The sequence below is a fragment of the Streptomyces sp. NPDC026500 genome (assembly GCF_055567635.1).
This window is the reverse complement of the sequence record NZ_JBVHQB010000003.1, coordinates 363,482-379,291: the sequence shown is the minus strand read 5'-3', so window position 1 is coordinate 379,291 and position 15,810 is coordinate 363,482. Positions and strand designations below refer to the sequence as shown.

13 protein-coding genes are annotated in these 15,810 nt (G+C 69.9%); 3 read left to right on the top strand and 10 right to left on the bottom strand.

Going from position 1 to position 15,810, the window contains the following annotated elements:
- The first annotated feature begins 195 nt into the window (after positions 1-195).
- Together ACZ4N5_RS07485 and ACZ4N5_RS07480 are read left to right on the top strand one after the other, a co-directional pair.
- Complete coding sequence (locus ACZ4N5_RS07485) at positions 196-1,584, top strand: OFA family MFS transporter (protein ID WP_467756155.1); 1,389 nt, start codon at positions 196-198, stop codon at positions 1,582-1,584.
- Positions 1,584-2,990 (top strand): OFA family MFS transporter, encoded by a 1,407-nt coding sequence (locus ACZ4N5_RS07480; RefSeq protein WP_467756154.1) that lies wholly within the window; start codon positions 1,584-1,586, stop codon positions 2,988-2,990. Before ACZ4N5_RS07485 ends, ACZ4N5_RS07480 begins: the two co-directional genes overlap by 1 nt.
- 169 nt (positions 2,991-3,159) lie before the next feature.
- On the opposite strand, the gene ACZ4N5_RS07475 is transcribed toward ACZ4N5_RS07480, so the two are convergent.
- The 10 genes from ACZ4N5_RS07475 to ACZ4N5_RS07430 all read right to left on the bottom strand — a co-directional run bounded on the left by ACZ4N5_RS07475 (position 3,160) and on the right by ACZ4N5_RS07430 (position 14,257).
- Entirely contained in the window at positions 3,160-4,170 is a 1,011-nt protein-coding gene (locus tag ACZ4N5_RS07475) for a sugar phosphate isomerase/epimerase family protein (RefSeq protein WP_467756153.1), read from the bottom strand.
- Between the two features lie 12 nt (positions 4,171-4,182).
- Positions 4,183-5,490, bottom strand: a complete 1,308-nt coding sequence (locus ACZ4N5_RS07470) for a Gfo/Idh/MocA family protein (RefSeq protein ID WP_467756152.1) — start codon at positions 5,488-5,490, stop codon at positions 4,183-4,185.
- Between the two features lie 78 nt (positions 5,491-5,568).
- Positions 5,569-6,618: a substrate-binding domain-containing protein gene (locus ACZ4N5_RS07465; protein ID WP_467756151.1), complete on the bottom strand. Its 1,050-nt coding sequence runs from the start codon at positions 6,616-6,618 to the stop codon at positions 5,569-5,571.
- 20 nt (positions 6,619-6,638) lie between these two features.
- Positions 6,639-7,658, bottom strand: coding sequence for an ABC transporter permease (locus tag ACZ4N5_RS07460; protein ID WP_467756150.1), 1,020 nt, complete (start codon positions 7,656-7,658; stop codon positions 6,639-6,641).
- A complete protein-coding gene (locus ACZ4N5_RS07455; RefSeq protein ID WP_467756149.1) occupies positions 7,655-9,193 on the bottom strand; it encodes a sugar ABC transporter ATP-binding protein in 1,539 nt (512 codons plus the stop codon). Before ACZ4N5_RS07455 ends, ACZ4N5_RS07460 begins: the two co-directional genes overlap by 4 nt.
- Positions 9,194-9,333: 140 nt before the next feature.
- A complete protein-coding gene (locus ACZ4N5_RS07450) occupies positions 9,334-10,515 on the bottom strand; it encodes an ROK family transcriptional regulator (RefSeq protein ID WP_467756148.1) in 1,182 nt (393 codons plus the stop codon).
- A gap of 393 nt (positions 10,516-10,908) precedes the next feature.
- Positions 10,909-11,583, bottom strand: a complete 675-nt coding sequence (locus tag ACZ4N5_RS07445) for a GntR family transcriptional regulator (protein WP_467756314.1) — start codon at positions 11,581-11,583, stop codon at positions 10,909-10,911.
- Positions 11,584-11,739: 156 nt separating this feature from the next.
- Positions 11,740-12,687, bottom strand: a complete 948-nt coding sequence (locus ACZ4N5_RS07440) for a beta-ketoacyl-ACP synthase III (protein ID WP_467756147.1) — start codon at positions 12,685-12,687, stop codon at positions 11,740-11,742.
- A gap of 135 nt (positions 12,688-12,822) precedes the next feature.
- Positions 12,823-12,957, bottom strand: coding sequence for an MFS transporter small subunit (locus ACZ4N5_RS07435; protein WP_355849866.1), 135 nt, complete (start codon positions 12,955-12,957; stop codon positions 12,823-12,825).
- Positions 12,926-14,257 (bottom strand): OFA family MFS transporter, encoded by a 1,332-nt coding sequence (locus ACZ4N5_RS07430; protein ID WP_467756146.1) that lies wholly within the window; start codon positions 14,255-14,257, stop codon positions 12,926-12,928. Before ACZ4N5_RS07430 ends, ACZ4N5_RS07435 begins: the two co-directional genes overlap by 32 nt.
- A 390-nt stretch (positions 14,258-14,647) precedes the next feature.
- Between ACZ4N5_RS07430 and ACZ4N5_RS07425 the strand changes: the two genes are divergently transcribed.
- Positions 14,648-15,619, top strand: a complete 972-nt coding sequence (locus ACZ4N5_RS07425; RefSeq protein ID WP_467756145.1) for a 2-dehydropantoate 2-reductase — start codon at positions 14,648-14,650, stop codon at positions 15,617-15,619.
- Positions 15,620-15,810 lie beyond the last annotated feature (191 nt).

Here is a 15,810-nt window from a genome sequence, read left to right as displayed (position 1 = left end):
GCGGCGGGGGGGCGGCCTCGCCGCTTTGTCCCGGGGGCCCCGGGGGGCTGTTGTGGGGGGGGGCGTTTTTTTATTTGTGTGTGGGGGGGGGGGGGGGGGGGGGGGGGGGCCCGCCCCCGGGACCCGTGAGCGCACGAAAGGCATTTGGCAGGGGGCGCTGACCAGATCTTTCGACGCAAGGGGTGCTCGATCGACATGACAACCACCGACTACTCGACCGCGGTCCCTCATCGAGAGGTGAGAGACCGCCACGGCCGCGTGTACCGGGTCGGCGAGACCGACCGGGACATCATGGGCCGCACACGTGCCTGGATGGTCTTCCTGCCCTGGGCGGGCATGCTGGGCATCAGCTCCGCCGAGTACGCGTTCACGTCCGCGGAGGACACACTCCACGAAGCTCATCTGTGGAGCAGCGGACACATCTTCTGGCTGATGGGCGTCTGGATCTTCTTCCAGGCGGCCGTGGCCTTCCCCGCCAGGCAACTGCGCGAGAGCGGCAGGCTCCCCGCCCGGACGGCGATGCTCCTGGGCGCGCTGGGCACCCTGCTCGGCTATGTGTCCCTGGCGTTCGCGCCGCATGTGACGGTCGCCTATCTCGGCTTCGGCATGTGCAGCGGGATCGGCGCGGGTCTCGTCTACGCGACCTGCGTGAACATGGTCGGCAAGTGGTATCCGGAGCGCAAGGGCGGCAAGACGGGCTTCGTCAACGGCGGTTTCGCCTATGGGTCCGTGCCCTTCGTCTTCCTGTTCACCTCGTACATGGATCTGGGCAACTACCGGGGCGTTCTGGTGGGCGTCGGCCTGCTCTGCTGCGCCCTGGTCGCGGTGGCCGGCTGGTTCTTCAAGGACCCGCCGAAGGGCTGGTGGCCGGCGAACGTGGACCCGCTGAAGGTGTCGGACGACCCGAAGATCCGGCGGGCGCTGGAGAAGAACCCGCCGGCGGTGAAGCAGTACACCCCCAGGGAGGCCGCGCGTACCCCTGTGCTCTGGATGATGTGGTTCTGTCTGCTGTGCACGGCCGGGATCAACATATTCGGCATCGCGTTCCAGGTGCCGTTCGGCAAGGACATGGGCTTCGCGGGCGGGATCGTGGCCACGGCGATGTCCCTGAAGGCGATCGTCAACGGCACCGGGCGCGGGGTCATCGGCTGGATATCCGACCGATTCGGACGGCGCCACACGCTGATCATCGTGTGTCTGGTGCTCGGCTCCGCCCAGTTCGGTGTCCTGGTCTCCGGCCAGATGGGCAGCATGCCGTTCTTCCTGTTCTGCTCCATGGTCTCCGGCTTCGGCGGCGGCGCGATCTTCCCGCTGTTCGCGGCCATGACGGCGGACTACTTCGGGGAGAACAACAACGCCTCCAACTACGGGATGGTCTACAGCTCGAAGCTGATCTCGGGCCTCGTGGGCTCCGGCATGGGCGCGGTCGTCGTCGGCGCGTGGGACTACCACGGCGCCTTCGTGCTCGCCGGGTCCATCGGTCTGGCGTCGGCGGTACTGGCCCTGTTCCTCAAGGCACCGGGCCGACCGCGGGCCCGCAGCATTGTTCCCAATCCGCACCCGCTCGGCGAGGAGATGGCCTGATGACGACGGAACCCATCGCGGAGAAGCACGGGCCGGACGGCTCCGGCGCCCCGGGGCGCGCGTACCGGGAAGTCACGGACGCCCGGGGCCGTGTGTACCGGGTCGGCGAGACGGACCGGGACATCCTCGGCCACTCGCGCAAGTTCATGGTGTATCTGCCCTGGGCCGCCATGATGGCCATCAGTGTCTTCGAGTACGCGTACGGCTCGGCCGAGGACACCCTGTCCCACGCCCACGGCTGGACGCAGAGCAACACCTTCTGGATCCTGAGCATCTGGGTCTTCTTCCAGGCCGGCATAGCCTTCCCCGCCGGCTGGCTGCGGGAGAAGGGCATCCTGACGGCCCGCAAGGCCATGTACACGGGCTCGGTCATGTGCGCGGTCGGCTTCCTCGCGCTCTCGCACCTGAGCAATGTCCTGCTGGCGATCCTGGGCTTCGGGGTCATCGGCGGCGTCGGGTCCGGCCTGGTGTACGCGACGTGCATCAACATGGTCGGGAAGTGGTTCCCCGAGCGCCGTGGCGCGCGGACGGGATTCGTCAACGGCGGATTCGCGTACGGCTCCCTGCCGTTCATCTTCATCTTCAACTACGCGTTCGACACGGCCAATTACCACCGTGTGCTGGACCTCATCGGCTGCTACGTGATGATCGTGGTGCTGTCCGCGGCGTTCTTCTTCAAGGACCCGCCGAAGAACTGGTGGCCCGCGGACATCGACCCGCTGACGTACAGCGGTTCCGAGAAGGGGGCCGCGAGTCTCTCCAAGAACCCTCCCGCCGTGAAGCAGTTCACCCCCAAGGAGGCCATCAGGACCGGCATGCTCCCGCTGATGTGGATCGCGCTCGTGATGACCGCGGGTGTGTCGATCTTCGGGATCTCCTTCCAGGTCGACTACGCCAAGGAGGTCGGCTTCGGCCCGCTGGTGGCGGCCTCGTCGATGGGCGTGATGGCGGTCATCAACGGCGTCGGCCGGGGCGTGGTGGGCTGGCTGTCCGACACCTGGGGCCGCAAGCAGACGCTGGTCTTCGTCATCCTGGTCCTCGGACTCGCGCAGTTCGGTGTCATCTGGGCCGGTGACATACACAGCGAGGCGCTCTTCCTGTTCTTCGCCTTCCTCTCCGGGTTCGGCGGCGGGGCCTTCTACCCGATGTTCGCGGCCCTGACTCCGGACTACTTCGGCGAGAACTACAACGCCACCAACTACGGACTGGTGTACAGCGGAAAGCTGATCAGCGGTCTGTTCGGCGGCGGCCTAGGCTCGATGGTGGTCGCCGCCTGGGGCTACGACGGCGCGTACGCGCTGGCCGGCGGCATCTCGATGGTGGCGGCCGCGATCGCCCTGCTGCTGCGGCAGCCGGGACGCAGCACGGCGGACACGTCGGCACCGCAGCCACAACCGGTGGGCTGATTACGGGCCGCCCTCACGACGGTGGCCCGTCCCGGACCTGCGCGATGGTGCTCCAGACCGTACGAGGGTGCCGGCCCAGGTGCGTACGAGGGTGCCGGCCCAGGTCCCTACGAGGGTGGCCCTCCCCGCGACTCGCCGGGGAGGGCCACCCTTGTGCGCGGTGGCGCGTCTACGGACTGTCGTTGCCACCGAACGCCGCGTCGAACGATGCCGACGGGGGCTCGAAGTCGTACGCCTTGAGGCGGGTCAGGGCCTCGGGGGCGCCCTGGAGCCGGTCCATTCCGGCGTCCTCCCACTCGACCGAGACGGGCCCCGCGTAGCCGATGGAGCGCAGCATGCGGAAGACGTCCTCCCAGGGGACGTCGCCGTGGCCCGCGGAGACGAAGTCCCAGCCGCGGCGCGGGTCGCCCCACGGCAGGTGGGAGCCGAGCCGGCCGTTGCGGCCGTCGAGGCGCTTACGGGCCTCCTTGCAGTCGACGTGGTAGATGCGTTCGCGGAAGTCGTAGAGGAAACCGACCGGGTCGAGGTCCTGCCACACGAAGTGGGACGGGTCGAAGTTGAGGCCGAAGGCCGGCCGGTGGTCGACCGCCGCCAGGGCCTTGTGTGTTGTCCAGTAGTCGTAGGCGATCTCGCTCGGGTGGACCTCGTGCGCGAACCGGACGCCCTCGGCGTCGAAGACGTCCAGGATCGGGTTCCAGCGGGTCGCGAAGTCCTCGTAGCCGCGCTCGATCATCGATTCGGGGGCGGGCGGGAACATCGCGACGAGGTGCCAGATCGCCGAGCCGGTGAATCCGATGACGGTGTCGACGCCGAGGGCGGCCGCCGCGCGCGCGGTGTCGGCGATCTCGGCGGCGGCGCGCCGCCGCACGCCCTCGGCCTCGCCGTCGCCCCAGATACGGGCGGGCAGGATGGCCCGGTGGCGTTCGTCGATGATGGCGTCGCACACGGCCTGGCCGACGAGGTGGTTGGAGACGGCCCAGCACTTGAGGCCGTACTTGTCGAGGAGGGCGTGCCGGGAGTCGACGTACGCGGGGTCCGCGAGCGCCTTGTCGACCTCGAAGTGGTCGCCCCAGCAGGCGAGTTCGAGGCCGTCGTAGCCGAAGTCACGGGCCAGGCGGCAGGCCTCTTCGAGGGGCAGGTCGGCCCACTGGCCGGTGAAGAGCGTGTAGTTGCGCGGCATTCCAGGGCCTCCTCAGACCGCTACGGGGGTGTAGAGGGAGTTCTTCTCGGCGCTCTCCTCGACGGCGGCGAGGACGCGCTGCACCTGCAGGCCGTCGGCGAAGGACGGTGTGGGCGGCCGGCCGGCCGCGATGGCGTGGACGAGGTCGCGGGCCTGGTGCGTGAAGGTGTGCTCGTAGCCGAGGCCGTGTCCTGGCGGCCACCAGGCGTCGAGGTAGGGGTGGTCGGGCTCGGTGACGAGGATGCGGCGGAAGCCCGCGTGGGTGCCGGGTTCGGTGTGGTCGTGGTAGGCGAGTTCGTTGAGGCGTTCCAGGTCGAAGGCCAACGAGCCGCGATCGCCGTTGAGTTCGATGCGCAGGGAGTTCTTGCGTCCGGTGGCGAAGCGGGAGGCCTCGAAGGAGGCGAGCGCTCCGGAGGCGAAGCGGGCCGTGAACAGGGCCGCGTCGTCGACGGTGACGGTACCCGTACGGGAGCCCGGAACGGCATCGGAACCCGGGCCGGTGCCGGAGCCGGCGAGTGAACCCGGGCCGGAGCCCGCACCCGGGCCGGGACGCGAGCTGTCCGAGGGATCACCCGCCTCCGGTACGGCCGACAGCCCGCTGGACGCCCGTGCGGGCAACGGACGCTGCCGTACGAAGGTCTCGGTGAGGGCGGAGACCCCGCCGAGCGGCTCGCCCGCCAGATACTGCGCGAGGTCGACGATGTGGGCGCCGAGGTCACCGAGGGCGCCCGATCCGGCCGTCTCCCGGCGGAGTCTCCAAGTGAGCGGGAACTCCGGGTCCACCAGCCAGTCCTGAAGGTACGTCACCCGTACGTGCCGCAGCGGTCCGAGGCGGCCCTCGGCGACCATGGAACGGGCGAGTGCCGTGGCGGGGAGTCTGCGGTAGTTGAAGCCCACCATGGACATCTGGCCGCGTCCGAGGGCCGCGGCGGCCGCCGTCGCCATCGCCTCGGCCTCCTCGACGGAGTTCGCGAGGGGCTTCTCGCAGAGCACGTGCTTGCCCGCCGCCAGCGCGGCGACCGCGATCTCGGCGTGGCTGTCGCCGGGCGTGCAGATGTCGACGAGGTCGACGTCGTCCCGGGCGATCAGCGCACGCCAGTCCGTCTCGGCGGCCCCCCAGCCGTGCCGGTCCGCCATCGCCCGCACGGCCCGTCCGTCCCGGCCGCAGACCGCGGCGAGGACCGGCCGGCACGGCAGGTCGAAGACGCGGCCCACGGTGCGCCAGCCCTGGGAATGGGCGGCGCCCATGAAGGCGTACCCGACCATGCCCACGCCCAATGGCGGCTTCGCGGCCTGGTCGCCCTGGTGCGGCTGTCCCATGCGGATGTCCTCCTCGTCGTCGTGGCGCGGTGGGGATGGGGCCCGGACCCCCGTACCGGGCCCCTGGAACAGGGCGTCTCACTTGAAGCCGGTGGCCATGTACTGCTTGACGTTGTCCTTGTCGACGACGGCCGAGTAGAGCGTGAGGGACGCGGGGATCTCGAACTCGGCGAGCCCGCCGATGCCCTTGCCCTGCCCGAGCGTGCGGGCGAGGTCGATCGCGGACGCGGCCATGGTGGGCGGGTACAGGACGGTGGCCTTCAGGACGCTGTTGTCGGAGTCGATTGCCTGGAAGGCGGAGAGCGCTCCGGCCCCGCCGACCATCAGGAAGTCGTCGCGGCCTGCCTGTTCGATGGCCCGCAGCGCTCCCACCCCCTGGTCGTCGTCGTGGTTCCACAGGGCGTCGAACTTGGGCTGCGCCTGGAGGAGTTGGGACATCTTGGCCTGGCCCGACTCCACGGTGAACTCGGCGGCCTGGCGGGCGACCTTCCTGATGTTCGGGTAGTTCTTCAGCGCCGCGTCGAAGCCCTGGGTGCGCTGCTTGGTGAGTTCCAGGTTGTCGAGCCCGGCGAGCTCGATGACCCGGGCGTCCTTCTTGCCTCTGAGCTTCTCGCCGATGTAGTGCCCGGCGCTGAGCCCCATGCCGTAGTTGTCGCCGCCGATCCAACAACGGTATGCCTGAGGTGAGTTGAAGATCCGGTCGAGATTGATGACGGGAATGCCCGCGCCCATGGCCTTGAGGCCGACCTGGGTGAGCGCCTTGCCGTCGGCCGGCAGCACGACCAGGACGTCGACCTTCTTGTTGATCAGTGTCTCGATCTGGCCGATCTGCGCGGCCGTGTCGTTGGAGCCCTCGGTGATCTCCAGGGACACGTCCGTGTACTTCTTGGCGCGGTTCTTGGCGTTGTCGTTGATGGCGTTGAGCCAGCCGTGGTCGGCCTGCGGTCCGGCGAAGCCGATGGTGACGTGCTTGCCGGGCTTGTCGTCGGCGGCCGGCTGATCGTTGCCGGCCGGCTTCTCGTCCTTGGTGTCGTTGCTGGTGCAGCCGACGAGGAGGGCACCGGCCGAGACGGCGGCGGTCCCGAAGAGCAGTCCTCTGCGACTGGTCAGGCTCATGGGTTCTGGCATGGCGGTGGACCCTTCCCGTGTCAGGTCGTGCTTGCTGTGCGCCGCTGGACCAGGACCGCGGCGACGATGATCGCTCCCTTGGCGATCTGCTGCACGTCGCTCTGGAGGTTGTTCAGCGCGAAGATGTCGGTGATCGTCGTGAAGATCAGCACGCCGAGCACCGAGCCGGTGACGGTGCCGCGGCCCCCGCTGAGCAGGGTGCCGCCGATGATCGCGGCCGCGATGGCGTCGAGTTCGTAGAGATTGCCGTTGGTGTTCTGGCCCGAGCCGGACAGGATGACCAGCAGGAAGGCGGCGATACCGCAGCACAGTCCGGAGAGGAGATAGAGGTACAGCCGCTGACGTCGTACGTCGATACCGGCGAGCCGGGCCGCCTCCGCGTTGCCGCCCACGGCGACCGTGCGCCGGCCGAAGGTGGTGCGGTTCAGGACCAGCCAGCCGATGACGGTGACGACGGCGAAGACCAGGACCAGCGGTGGGACGCCTAGCACGTAGGAGTCGCGCTCGCCGAGCTTGAGGATGCCGTCCACCGAGACGATCTGGGTCCTGCCGTCGGTGATCTGGAGGGCGAGGCCGCGGGCCGAGGCGAGCATGGCGAGCGTCGCGATGAAGGGGACCATCCCGCCGTACGCGATGAGCATTCCGTTGACCAGGCCGCAGCCCAGGCCGACGAGTACCGCGGTGAAGAGGATGCCCGCGAAGCCGTACTCCTGGGTGGCGACGGTGGTCGCCCAGACCGAGGAGAGCGCGACGATCGCGCCGACGGACAGATCGATGCCGCCGGAGGTGATGACGAAGGTCATGCCGACGGTGACGACGCCGATCACCGAGGCCTGGGTGAGGACGAGTTGGAGATTGCGGGTGTCGAGGAACTCGTCGGGCCTGGTGACGCCGCCGATGACGATCAGGGCGGCGAGGACGCCGAGGAGCGAGAGCGTGCGGACGTCGGCGCGGGCCACAACGGAGCGCCACGCGGGGAGTTCGCCCGTCGACGACACGTTGTCGGTGCCGTCCCGGGGCGCGGACACGTGCTGCGTCATGACGCCGGGCTCCCTTCACTGGCCACGGGGCTTCCTTCGATGACGAGGTCGAGTACGCGGTGTTCGTCGAGCTCTCGGGCGGGTGCCGTGTGCACGACGCGCCCCTCGCGGAGCACCAGGACGCGGTCGGCGAGCCCGAGCACCTCGGGCAGTTCGCTGGAGACCAACAGCACGGCGAGGCCTTCGTCGGCGAGCCGGCGGATCACCGCGTACAACTCGGCGCGCGCTCCGACGTCGACGCCACGCGTGGGCTCGTCGAGGAGCAGGACGCGGCAGCCGCGCAGCAGCCAGCGCGCCAGCACGGCCTTCTGCTGGTTCCCGCCGGACAGGGTCCTGACCGGCGCCGCCGGGTTGTCGGGGCGCAGGGAGAGCTCGCGGGTGGCCGCGCGTGCCGCGCCGCGTTCGGCCCGCCGGTCGATCCAACCCCCGTGCGCGAAGCGGGACATGGACGATACGGAGACATTGCGGGTGACCGACTCCAGCATCAGCAGCGCCTGCGTCTTGCGCTCCTCGGGGGCCAGTCCGAGGCCGGCACGTACGGCGGCGCGTACGCTGCCGGTGCGCAGGGGCCTCCCGTTCACGCTCACCCGGCCGGTGGTCGGTCTGCGTGCTCCGTAGATCGTCTCCAGGATCTCGGAGCGGCCGGAGCCGACGAGTCCGGCCAGGCCGACGATCTCGCCGGGACGCAGTTCGAGGTCGAGCGGGGCGAACTCCCCCTGCCGGGAGAGGCCTTGGACGGTGAGCACGGGATCACCCGGCGGCCGCGTCCGGGGCCGGTCCGGGAAGAGGTACTCGACGTTTCGCCCGGTCATCAGTGCCACGACCTCGCGGGTCGGTGTCGACCTGGCGGGCAGTCCGCCCGCGACCGCGCGGCCGTCCTTCAGCACGGTGACCCGGTCACCGATGCGGCGGATCTCCTCCAGCCGGTGCGAGATGTAGACGACGGCGACACCGTCCGCGGTCAGATCGCCGACGATCCGGAACAGGTTGTCGACCTCGTCGGGATCGAGGGCGGCCGACGGTTCGTCCATGACGATGAGCCGTACGTCGTGGGAGAGCGCCCGCGCCATGGACACGATCTGCCGCTGGGCCGCCGACAGATCACCGACCAGCCGTGACGGATCGATCTCCGGATGCCCGAGCCGCTTGAGCAGTGCGGCCGCCGACGCCTTGGCGGCCTTGCCCCGTATGACGAATCCGGCGGCGGTGGGCTCATGTCCGAGGTGGACGTTCTCGGCCACCGACAGCCCTTCCACCAGGTCGAGTTCCTGGTAGATGGTGGCGATGCCGAGGCGCATGGCGGCGATCGGGGACCTGAGGGTGACGGGCTCGCCGCGCCAGCCGATGGTGCCGTCGTCGGGCTGGTGGGCGCCGGCCAGGACTTTGATGAGGGTGGACTTTCCGGCGCCGTTCTGGCCGAGCAGACAGTGCACTTCGCCGGCCTGGACGTCGAGGTCGACGCCGTCGAGGGCCCGGACTCCGGGGAAGGACTTGGTGATGCCGGACATGGTGAGCAGCGGTGGTTCTGGTGCCATGACGGTTCCCTTGGGCAGGCGTGCGGGCCGGTTGCCGGGCGGTGCGCGTACGGGGCGGGCGGTTTCGGGCACGGCGGAGCGGGGCTCGGCGCCGGTGGTCCGATTCCTGAAGGTGACGCGGGCGGGCGGAGAGAAGTGGCTTACGCGGGCGAGAAGAGGTGGTCGCTGATCAGCCGGGCCCCGCCGATGACTCCGGCGGTCGGGCCCAGCTCCCCGAGGACAATGGGCAGATTGCCGGTCGCGAGCGGAAGCGACTGGCGGTAGACCTGGGTGCGGATCGCGGCGAGCAGGGTGTGGCCGAGACCCGTCACCCCACCGCCGATCACCACCAGGCCGGGATTGAAGAAGCTCACGAGTGCGGCGATGACCTGACCGGTGCGGTTGCCGCCCTCGCGGATCAGGTCGAGCGCGGTGGCGTCGCCCGCCGCGGCCGCGGCGGCGACGTCGACGGCGCTCAGCCCGCCGTTCGTCTCCAGCCGCGAGGCGAGTTCGGCCGACAGTCCCTGGCGGGCGGCCTCCATGGCGTCACGTGCGAGCGCGGCGCCACTGAAGTGGGCTTCCAGGCAGCCCCGGTTGCCGCAGGCGCACGGACGGCCGTCGGGCACGGCCTGGATGTGCCCGATGTCGCCGGCGCTGCCCGTCGCACCGCGATGGACCTCACCGCCGACGACGATGCCGCAGCCGATGCCGGTGCCGATCTTGACGCAGAGGAAGTCGGCCACGGAGCGTGCGACGCCCGCGTGCTGCTCCCCCATGGCCATCAGGTTCACATCGTTGTCGACCATGACCGGGCAGCCGAGTTCCTGGCTGAGCGCCTCACGGACCGGGAAGCCGTCCCAGCCGGGCATGATCGGCGGGGCGACCGGGACGCCCTCGGGGAAACGGACGGGACCCGGAATGCCGATGCCGGCGCCGTCGAAGCCCTCCGCGAGCCCCGAGTTCCTCAACTTCGCAGCCATGGCCAGCACTTGCTCGGACACCGAGACCGGTCCCTCGCGGACGTCCATGGGCTGGTTGATGTGCCCCAGGATTTCCAGTTCGGCGTTGGTGACGGCCACGTCGATCGAGGTCGCGCCGATGTCGACGCCCAGGAATCTCAGCGCTGGCGCGAGCCGGACGCTGTGCGAGCGGCGCCCGCCCCGCGAGGCGGCGAGTCCGTCGGCCACCACGAGCCCGGTCTCCAGCAGCCGGTCCACCTCGACGGCCAGCTTCGACCGCGAGAGGTCGATCTGATCACCCAACTGGGCACGGGAGTTGGGGCCACCATCACGCAACAGCCGCAGCAGCCGGGCCTGATGAGCGTTCGCGGGTCGTGCCGTCATACGTCTCACGAACCCCTCCCCGCCCAGATCGGCCTGCGTCCGTCAGGTTCCGGCCACCCTCACCGGCCGTGCTTTCGAGGGGAAAGTAGCAGCGGCTGCCGGGAGTTGGAAGAAGTCGCGCAGCGATTGCCGCAGACTTTCTCCACTCCCAGGACAAAGATCTGTCGTTCGCGACGGCTGGGCGGGTCGCGCCGATCTTTCGTGGTCCGGCCCGAGAAACCGCACGCAAGGCCCAAGGCTCCGGCCCGAGAAGCCGCACGCAAGCCCAAGACGCCGGCCCGGGGAGCCGGACGTGAGCGCAAGGCCGCGGCCCGGGGAGCCGCACGCGCGGGCAGGACTCCGGCCCGGGGGGCTGCACGCACGCGAGGCCGGGGGAAAGTTGGCGTCGGCCGACTACTTCTCTCGGTCGTGGTACATCTTCCGCGTGTGTTCCGTGTGGGCCCGCATGACCGCGGTGGCCCGCTGTTCGTCGCGTTCCGCTATCGCGGCGATCAGTTCGCGGTGTTCGATCCAGGACTGCCGGCCGCGCTGGCGGGCCACCGGGGTGTAGTACCAGCGGACCCGGCGGTCGACCTGTGCGGCGAGCTCGGCGAGGACCGTGTTGCCGGCGAGCTCCATGATCTTGGCGTGCAGCCGCGCGTTCATCGCGACCGCGCCGTCCACGTCGTCGGCGGCGAACGCCCGCTCACCCTCCGCGCACAGGTCTTCGAGGGCGGTGATGGCGGCGCTGCCCGCGTTGGCGGCGGCGAGCCGGGCCGCTTCGGCCTCCAGGAGCGTACGGACCGTGAGGAGTTGGTCGGCCTCCTCCTCGGTCGGCTCGTGCACGAACGCGCCCTGGGCGGGCCGCAGATCGACCCAGCCCTCGGTGCTCAGCCGCTGGAGGGCCTCCCGCACGGGCTGCCGGGACACTCCGAGATGACCGGCGAGTTCGCTCTCGACGAGGTGCTGACCCGGCTGGAGGGCGCGGGTGGTGATGAGTTCGAGCAGCGCCTCGTAGACGCGGTCACGGAGCGGGCCGGGCCGCTCGAGCTTGGGTACCGCTCCCTGAGGCAGTCCTGTCGACAACATCACGGTCCCTCCTGGGCAGCGCCGTCGCCGCGATAGAAAAGTCGATTGTCAATTGTCTTTCGCCTACAGTCTACGGCGCACAAACGCCTGGCAGGCACAGGAGTTGGGCTTGTCACACCCGGGGACGCGTGGTCCGGACGAGCAGCTCAGGCCGCCTCACGGGCAGCGGACGACCTGCCCCGCGTAGGAGAGGTTCCCGCCGAAGCCGAACAGCAGGACGGGGTCGCCGGTGGAGATCTCGCCGCGCTCGACGAGCTTGGAGAAGGCGAGCGGGATGCTCGCGGCGGAGGTGTTCCCGGAATCGACGACATCGCGCGCGACGACGGCGTTGACCGCGCCGATCTTCAGGGCGAGGGGTTCGATGATGCGCAGGTTGGCCTGGTGCAGGACGACTCCGGCGAGGTCCTCGGGCGCGAGGCCGGCCCGCTCACAGGCCTTCCGGGCGATGGGCGGGAGCTGCGTGGTGGCCCAGCGGTAGACGCTCTGTCCCTCCTGCGCGAACCGCGAGGGGGTGCCCTCGATGCGTACCGCGTTGCCCATCTCGGGCACCGAGCCCCACAGCACCGGTCCGATGCCGGGCTCCTCGCCCGCGGGGCAGGCCTCGACGACGGCGGCCCCCGCGCCGTCCCCGACGAGGACGCAGGTGGTGCGGTCGGTCCAGTCCGCCACGTCGCTCATCTTGTCGGCGCCGATGACCAGCGCCCGGGTCGCGGCACCGGCGCGCACGGCGTGGTCGGCGGTGGCGAGGGCGTGGGTGAAGCCGGCGCAGACGACGTTGACGTCCATCGCGGCCGGCGAGGGGATGCCGAGGCGGGCGGAGACCCGGGCGGCCATGTTCGGGGAGCGGTCGACGGCCGTGGAGGTCGCGACGAGGACGAGGTCGATGTCGCCCGGCGTCAGACCGGCCGAGGCGAGTGCCTTGGCGGCGGCGTGCGCGGCCAGCTCGTCGACGGGCTCGTCGGGCCCGGCGATGTGGCGGGTCCGGATGCCGACGCGGCTCCTGATCCACTCGTCACTGGTGTCCACCAGGCCCGCCAGGTCCTCATTGGTGAGTACCTTGGCGGGCTGGTAATGGCCGACGGCGGCGATCCGTGAGCCGTTCATGAGTGGTCCCCCTCGTGCTTCGGTAGCGGGATCCACCAGTCTGATCAATGACTCACCGGTACGACGGCAGGTGAAGCCACAGGATTGAGACGCCAGGCTTGTCGGCTTCTGTCAGACTCTCGGACGCCCGAACGCCTAGCCCGAGAACAGTTGTGTCGCCTTCTGTATCAGCTCGTAGAGGCCGTAACACAGGGGGGCGCCCACCCACAGCCAGGCGAAGGCGATCAGGGCTCGCCTGTCAGGCGGACTCGGGCTGCTGTCGTGCGACATCGGCGGCCTCCCTCGGTGCGGGGATGTGGTGGCGGGCGTGCACGGGCCGTACGAACTCGTTCGCGACGAAGCCGACGGCGAGCAGCCCGATCATGATCAGGAACGACAGTTCGTACAGGGACGAGCCGTGTTTGCCGGCCGCCTTCTGGTGGTCCGCGATCCAGTTGACGATCAGCGGGCCGAGGACGCCGGCGGTGGACCAGGCGGTGAGCAGCCTGCCGTGGATGGCGCCGACCTGGTACGTGCCGAACAGGTCCTTCAGATAAGCCGGGATAGTCGCGAAGCCTCCCCCGTAGAAGGAGAGGATCACCAGCGCGCTCAGGATGAACAGCGGCTTGGAGGAATCCCCGAGCCAGGCGATGAGCGCGTACATCAGGGCGCCGACCCCGAGGTAGACCCGGTAGATGTTCTTGCGTCCGATCAGGTCGGAGGTCGAGGACCAGCCGATGCGGCCCGCCATGTTCGCCGCGGACAGCAGGGCGACGAACCCGGCGGCCGCCGAGACGGACACCGGCGTGGAAGTGCCCCCGAAGAAGTCCGTGATCATCGGAGCGGCCTTCTCCAGGATGCCGATGCCCGCGGTCACGTTCATGCAGAGAATGATCCACAGACACCAGAACTGCGGGGTGCGGACGGCATTGCGCGCGGAGACCTGGACCCCTTCGAGCACGCTCGGCCCGGACGCGACCGGTTTCTCGCCGCGCGGCACGCGTACCAGCAGCACACCGAGCGTCATGAACACGGCGTACGTCAGCCCGTGCACGAGGAAGGCGAGCGCGATCCCGGACGAGTCGGATCCGAACGACTTCAGCATCTGGGCGGACCAGGGCGAGGCGATCAGCGCGCCGCCGCCGAAGCCCATGATCGCGATGCCGGTGGCCATGCCGGGCCGGTCCGGGAACCACTTGATCAGCGTGGAGACGGGCGAGATGTAGCCGATGCCGAGGCCTGTTCCGCCTACGAAGCCGTAGCCGAACACGATCAGCCAGTACTGCTCGGTGGCGGCGCCGAGCGCGGAGATGAGGAAGCCGGAGGAGAAGCAGACGAGGGCTACGGTCATCGCCCAGCGCGGACCGTTGCGCTCGACGAGCGTGCCGCCGAACGCGGCCGACAGGCCGAGCATCACGATGGCGAGCTGGAAGGGCAGCGCGCTCTGGGTTCCGCTGATACCGAGGGCGGATTCGAGCGGCGGCTTGAAGACGCTCCAGGCGTAGGCCTGGCCGATGGAGAGATGGACCGACAGGGCGGCCGGCGGGACGAGCCAGCGGCTCCAACCGGGAGGTGCGACAGGAGGGCTCATGATCCGGGACGATAGGAAGCGGTCGCTCGGCTGTGAAGCGGCGTGACGCAAACTCGTCGACCGTATGCGATGAACGGTATCCCTGACGCGACGAACGGTCACGGAGCAGGCCCGAGGGGGCTCCGCGCACACGGCACGAGAGGCTCCCGATGCCCGTGCCGCCGCTTGGCCGCGTCCGGCAGGGTCAGGGCGTAGGTCGGCACGCTCGTCGAGCGCAACGGTCCGCGCTGGGCGATGACCGTAGCCCCCTTTGGCTTCGCCACCGCCCCACCCTCTTGCCCTCGCTGCCGTCCCACCCTCTTGCCCTCGCCCATTCCATCCTGTAGACAATATTTCGTCGACAGAGTTCGGAAGTTCCTCGGTACCCTCGACCGAACGGAGCGCCACACAGTGAGAGTCGCAGTTCTCGGCGCCGGTGCGATCGGCGCCTACGTCGGCGCCGCGCTGCACCGCGCCGGCGCCGACGTGCATCTCGTCGCCCGTGGACCGCATCTCGCGGCCATGAGGCAGCACGGCGTCCAAGTCATCAGCCCGCGCGGGGACTTCACCGCGCGCGTCCACGCCACAGCCGACCCGGCCGACATCGGTCCGGTCGACTACGTCTTCCTCGGTCTGAAGGCCAACTCGTACGCGGCGTGCGGGCCGCTCATCGAGCCGCTGCTGCACGACACGACGGCGGTGATCGCCGCCCAGAACGGCATTCCCTGGTGGTACTTCCACCGGCACGGCGGACCCCACGACGGCCACCGGGTGGAGAGCGTGGACCCTGGCGGCGCGGTCAGCGCGGTGCTGGCGCCGGAGCGAGCCATCGGGTGCGTCGTGTATGCCGCGACCGAACTGGAGGGACCGGGCGTGGTCCGCCACCTCGAAGGCACCCGGTTCTCCATCGGGGAACCGGACCGGTCCGTGTCGGCGCGCTGCCGGGCTTTCAGCGACGCCATGCGGGAAGGCGGGCTGAAATGCCCGGTCGAACCTGACCTGCGCAACGACATCTGGCTCAAGCTGCTCGGCAACATCTCCTTCAACCCGATCAGCGCGCTGGCCCGCGCCACGATGCGGCAGATGTGCCTGCACGGCGGGACACGCAAGGTCATCGAGATCATGATGACCGAGACGCTCACCGTCGCCCAGGCCCTCGGCTGCGAGGTCGGCGTGTCCATCGAGCGGCGCCTCGCGGGTGCCGAGCGCGTCGGCGACCATCGCACCTCCACGCTCCAGGACCTGGAGCGCGGCAAGCCGCTGGAACTCGACGTGCTGCTCGCGGCCGTGGTGGAACTCGCGGAGATCACCGGGGTTCCGGTGCCGACGCTGCGTACCGTGTACGCCATCTCGGATCTGCTCGCGCTGCGGACGGCGGCATGAGCACCGGAGCGGGCCGCCGACGGCCGAGGCGGCATCCGGGCCGGTCCCACACGCACAGGTCCGGCCCACGACACACATACACCTCCGGCCCACGCCCCGCCTGCAGGTCCGGCCCGCGGCACACGCGCAGGTCCGACCTGCGGCGTACGTGCAGGACAATGAGAAACGTGAAGGTCACCCTCCCCGCCCGA

Coding starts and splice junctions, on each gene's coding strand:
- ACZ4N5_RS07435 (WP_355849866.1), bottom strand. CDS start 12,957: ATGTCGCACGACAGCAGCCCGAGTCCGCCTGACAGGCGAGCCCTGATC.
- ACZ4N5_RS07445 (WP_467756314.1), bottom strand. CDS start 11,583: ATGTTGTCGACAGGACTGCCTCAGGGAGCGGTACCCAAGCTCGAGCGG.
- ACZ4N5_RS07485 (WP_467756155.1), top strand. CDS start 196: ATGACAACCACCGACTACTCGACCGCGGTCCCTCATCGAGAGGTGAGA.
- ACZ4N5_RS07465 (WP_467756151.1), bottom strand. CDS start 6,618: ATGCCAGAACCCATGAGCCTGACCAGTCGCAGAGGACTGCTCTTCGGG.
- ACZ4N5_RS07440 (WP_467756147.1), bottom strand. CDS start 12,687: ATGAACGGCTCACGGATCGCCGCCGTCGGCCATTACCAGCCCGCCAAG.
- ACZ4N5_RS07450 (WP_467756148.1), bottom strand. CDS start 10,515: ATGACGGCACGACCCGCGAACGCTCATCAGGCCCGGCTGCTGCGGCTG.
- ACZ4N5_RS07430 (WP_467756146.1), bottom strand. CDS start 14,257: ATGAGCCCTCCTGTCGCACCTCCCGGTTGGAGCCGCTGGCTCGTCCCG.
- ACZ4N5_RS07470 (WP_467756152.1), bottom strand. CDS start 5,490: ATGGGACAGCCGCACCAGGGCGACCAGGCCGCGAAGCCGCCATTGGGC.
- ACZ4N5_RS07455 (WP_467756149.1), bottom strand. CDS start 9,193: ATGGCACCAGAACCACCGCTGCTCACCATGTCCGGCATCACCAAGTCC.
- ACZ4N5_RS07460 (WP_467756150.1), bottom strand. CDS start 7,658: ATGACGCAGCACGTGTCCGCGCCCCGGGACGGCACCGACAACGTGTCG.
- ACZ4N5_RS07480 (WP_467756154.1), top strand. CDS start 1,584: ATGACGACGGAACCCATCGCGGAGAAGCACGGGCCGGACGGCTCCGGC.
- ACZ4N5_RS07475 (WP_467756153.1), bottom strand. CDS start 4,170: ATGCCGCGCAACTACACGCTCTTCACCGGCCAGTGGGCCGACCTGCCC.